The 4913-nt window shown below is 76.3% G+C and carries 2 protein-coding genes; both read left to right on the top strand.

Going from position 1 to position 4913, the window contains the following annotated elements; genetic code table 11:
- On the top strand, window positions 1-1654 hold a 1654-nt coding region (locus VM95_RS36940), incomplete at its 5' end, for a condensation domain-containing protein (protein WP_045705587.1).
- A gap of 2 nt (window positions 1655-1656) precedes the next feature.
- Window positions 1657-4913 (top strand): non-ribosomal peptide synthetase (locus VM95_RS36935; RefSeq protein WP_045705585.1); only part of this gene is annotated, 3257 nt, incomplete at its 3' end.

The raw sequence follows: 4913 nt of genomic DNA, 5'->3' as shown, positions 1-4913 counted from the left end.
CTCCATCCAGCTGGTCAGCCGCGCCCGCAAGGCCGGTCTGGTGATCACCCCGCGCCAGGTCTTCGAGCACAAGACCGTCGCCGCCCTCGCCGCCGTCGCCGAGGACCTGGCGTCCGGCGCGGCCGCCGCGGTCGCGGACAGCGGCCTCGGCCGCATCCCGGCCACGCCGGTGATGCGCTGGCTGTTCGGGCGCGGCGGCCCGCTCGGCCGGTTCAACCAGTCGATGCTGCTCAACGCCCCCGCGGCCCTGACCGAGGAGCACCTGGCCGCCGCCCTCCAGGCCGTCCTCGACCGCCACGACGTCCTGCGCGCCCGGCTCGTCCCGGCGGGGGCGCAGGAGGCGGCGGGGGCGCCGGGCGCCGCGGACGGACCGGAACTGGACGTCCCGCCGCCCGGCAGCGTCCGGGCCGCCGAGCTGGTCAGCCGGATCGACCTGACCGCCCCCGGTGCCCCCGGCCTGCGCGAGCTGGTGGCGCGCGAGGGCGAGGCCGCGGCCGGCCGGCTGGACCCGGAGCGCGGCGTCATGGTCCAGGCGGTCTGGTTCGACGCCGGGCCGGACGCACCGGGCCGGCTGCTGCTGGTCGTCCAGCACCTGGCGGTCGACGGCGTCTCCTGGCGCATCCTGGTCCCCGACCTGGCCGCCGCCTGGGAGGCGGTCGCGGCCGGCCGGGAGCCCGTCCTCGACCCGGTGGCCACCTCTTTCCGGAGCTGGTCCCGGGGCCTGGCCGAGGCCGCCGAGGCCCCTGCCCGTCGCGGCGAACTGTCACTGTGGGAACGTCAGTTGGACGTCATCGACCCGCCGGTCGGGGACCGCCCGTTCGACCCCGCCGAGGACCTGACGGGCACCGCGCGGACCCTGGTCCGCACCCTGCCGAGCGACCTCACCGCGGAACTGCTGACCAGCGTCCCGGCCGCGTACCACGCGGGCGTCAACGACGTGCTGCTCACCGCCTTCGCGCTGGCCGTGGCGGACCACCGCCGCCGGCACGACCGGGCCGGCGACGGCTCCGTCCTGGTCGACCTGGAGGGCCACGGCCGCGAGGACGTCGTCGGCGGCGCCGACGTCTCCCGCACGGTCGGCTGGTTCACCAGCGTGCACCCCGTCCGGCTCGCCCCGGCCGTCCGCGACTGGGCCGGCCTCTGGGCCGGCGGCGCACCGGTCGGCCAGGCGCTCAAGCTGGTCAAGGAGCAGCTGCGCGCCCTGCCCGACCGCGGCCTCGGCTACGGCCTGCTGCGCCACCTCAACCCGGACACCGGGCCGCAGCTGGAGGCCTTCGGCGAGCCGCAGTTCGGCTTCAACTACCTGGGCCGCTTCCCGGCCGCCGGCGGCGAACCGTGGTCGACCGCCGCCGAGGCCGAGGCGCTCGGCGGCGGGACCGACCCGGCGATGCCGATGACCCACCTGGTGGAGCTGGAGGTCCTGACCGAGGACCACCCCACCGGCCCCCGGCTGGTGGCCACCTGGTCCTGGGCGGGCCTGGCCGTCCCCGAGGCGACCGTGGCCGAACTGGCCGACCTGTGGTTCCGCGCCCTGCGCGTGACGGCCGAGCACGCGCGCACCGCCGGCAGCGGCGGCCACACCCCCTCTGACCTCTCTCTCGTGTCCTTGTCCCAGGCCGAGATCGACCTGCTCGAAGCTGACTGGAGGCTCTGAAAGTGACGAAGCCCGGCCTCGCGGACGTACTCCCGCTCTCCCCGCTGCAGGAAGGCCTGCTGTTCCACTCGCTCTACGACGAGCAGGCCGCCGACGTCTACACCGTGCAGGTGGTCCTCGACGTCGAGGGCCCGCTCGACCCGGCCCGGATGCGCACCGCCGCCGAGGGCCTGCTGCGCCGGCACCCCAACCTGCGGGCCGCGTTCCGGCACGAGGGCCTGGCCCGGCCGGTCCAGCTGATCCCGCACGAGGTCGAACTGCCCTGGAGCGAGACGGACCTGTCCGGGCACACCGACCCGGCCGGCCGGGAGGCCGAGCTGGACGGCCTGCTGGCCGCCGACCGGGCCCGCCGCTTCGACCTGTCCCGCCCGCCGCTGCTGCGCTTCGCGCTGCACCGGCTCGCCGAGCAGCGGCACCTCCTGGTGGTGACCAAGCACCACATCCTGGTCGACGGCTGGTCGATGCCCGTCATGGTGCGCGAGCTGTTCGAGCTGTACGCGGCCGGGGGCGACGAGACGGCGCTGCCCGCCGTCACGCCGTTCCGGCAGTACCTGGCCTGGCTGGCCGGGCAGGACGCGGAGGCGGCCCGGGCGGCCTGGCGCGAGGCGCTGGCCGGGCTGGAGGAGCCGACCCTGCTGGCCGGCGCCGACGCCGAGGAGGCCGTCCTCCCGCCGGCGCACCGGGTCGTCGAGCTGTCCGCCGAGCTGACCACCCGGCTGCGCGGGCAGGCCCGCAAGCACGGGCTGACCTTCAACACCGTGGTGCAGGGCGCCTGGGCGCTGCTGCTCGCCAAGCTGACCGGGCGCGAGGACGTGGTGTTCGGCGCGACCGTCTCGGGCCGCCCGCCGGAGATCCCGGGCGTCGAGACGATGGTCGGCCTGTTCATCAACACCCTGCCGGTGCGGACCCGACTGCGGCCCGCCGAGCGGCTGGTGGACGTCCTGACCCGGCTGCAGGGGGAGCAGGCGGGCCTGATGGCGCACCAGCACCTGGGCCTGACCGAGGTGCAGCGGCTGGCCGGCCACGGCAAGCTCTTCGACACCATCGCGGTGTTCGAGAACTACCCGATGGACCCGCAGTCGCTCGGCCCGGCCGACGGCCCGCTGAAGCTGACCGACCTGCGGGGGACCGACGGCACCCACTACCCGCTCGGCCTGATCGCCCAGGTGGCGGACGGCCGGCTGCACCTGCGCCTGGACCACCGGAGGGAGCTGTTCGACGACGAGGCCGTCCGGCTGATCGGCGAGCGGCTGGTCCGGCTCTTCGAGGCGATCGCCGCCGACCTCACCCGGCCGGTCGGCCGGATCGACCTGCTCGGCCCGGAGGAGCTGCGCCGCGTCCTGGTCGAGTGGAACGGCGACGGCGCCGAGGTCGCCCCGGCGACCGTCCCCGAGCTGTTCGCCGCCCAGGCCGCGCGCACCCCGGAGGCCGTCGCGGTGAGCTGCGAGGGCACCGAGCTGACGTACCGGCAGCTGGACGCCGCCGCCAACCGGCTGGCCCACCTGCTGGTCGAGCGCGGCGTCGGCCCCGAGGACTTCGTGGCGCTCGCGCTGCCCCGCTCGGCCGACCTGGTGGTCGCCGTGCTCGGCGTGCTCAAGGCCGGCGCCGCCTACGTGCCGCTCGACCCGGCGTACCCGGCCGACCGGCTCGCCTACACCCTTCAGGACTCCGGGCCGGCCCTGCTGGTGACCGCCGGCGCCGACGTCCTGGCGCTCGACGGCGCGCCCGCCCGGATCGCCCTGGACGACCCGCAGGTCCGCGCCGACCTGGCCGCCCGGCCGGAGAGCGCCCCGGCGGTGGCGCTGCACCCGGAGCACCCCGCGTACGTCATCTACACCTCGGGCTCCACCGGCCGCCCCAAGGGCGTGGTCGTCCCGCACCGGAACGTGGTCCGCCTGTTCGGCGCCACCGAGCGGTTCTTCCACTTCGGCCCGGACGACGTGTGGACGCTGTTCCACTCCTACGCCTTCGACTTCTCGGTCTGGGAGCTGTGGGGCCCGCTGCTGCACGGCGGCCGCCTGGTGGTCGTCCCGTACTCGGTCAGCCGCTCCCCGGAGGAGTTCCTGCGGCTGCTCGCCGACGAGCGGGTCACGGTGCTCAACCAGACGCCGTCGGCGTTCTACCAGCTGATGCGCGCGGACCGCGAGGACCCGGAGACCGGGCGCCGGCTCGCCCTGCGGCACGTGGTGTTCGGCGGCGAGGCGCTGGACCTGTGGCGGCTCGCCGACTGGTACGAGCGGCACGACGACCACGCGCCCGTCCTGGTCAACATGTACGGCATCACCGAGACCACGGTGCACGTCAGCCACCTCGCGCTGGACGCCCCGAGCGCGGCCGCCGGGCCGGGCAGCATGATCGGCGGCGCCATCCCCGACCTGCGGATCCAGATCCTGGACGGCGGCCTGCGGCCGGTCGCGCCCGGCGTCGCGGGCGAGATCTACGTCGGCGGGGCCGGCCTGGCCCGCGGCTACCTGGGCTGGCCCGACCTGACCGCCGGGCGGTTCGTCGCCGACCCGTTCGGCCCGCCCGGGGCGCGGATGTACCGCACCGGCGACGTGGCCCGCTGGACGGAGACCGGCGCACTGGAGTTCGCCGGCCGGGCCGACGACCAGGTGAAGATCCGCGGCTTCCGGATCGAGCTGGGCGAGATCGAGTCCGTGCTCGCCGCCCACCCGGCGGTCGCGCAGACCGCCGTGACGGTCCGCGAGGACCAGCCGGGCGACCTGCGGCTGGCCGCCTACCTGGTGCCCGCGGCCGGGGCGGACCTCGACCTCGGCGCGCTGCGCGCGCACGCCGCCCGGGCGCTGCCCGACCACATGGTGCCCGCGGCCCTCGTCGCCGTGGACGCCCTCCCGCTCACCCCCAACGGCAAGCTCGACCGCAAGGCGCTGCCCGCGCCCGAGTTCGCCGCCGGCGGCGTCGGCCGCGGCCCGCGCACGCCGCAGGAGGAGATCCTGGCCGGGATCTTCGCCGAGGTGCTGGGCGTGCCCGCGGTCGGCGTCGACGACGACTTCTTCGCCCTGGGCGGGCACTCGCTGCTGGCCACCCGGCTGGTCGGGCGGGTCCGCTCGGCGCTCGGCGTCGAGGTGTCGATCCGCGCCCTGTTCGAGGCCCCCACGGTCGCCGGTCTCGCCGAGCGGCTCGCCGAGGAGACCGGCCGGGCCCGTCCGGCGCTGCTGCCGGCGGTGCGCCCGGACAGGGTGCCGCTGTCCTTCGCGCAGCGGCGGCTGTGGTTCCTGCACCGCCTGGAGGGCCCGAG

Origin of the sequence: Streptomyces rubellomurinus (assembly GCF_000961885.1) — a bacterium.
In the GTDB taxonomy this organism is placed as follows: Bacteria; Actinomycetota; Actinomycetes; order Streptomycetales; family Streptomycetaceae; genus Kitasatospora; species Kitasatospora rubellomurina.
Note: the sequence above shows the minus strand (reverse complement) of the source record. Positions and strands in the feature narration are given on the sequence as shown.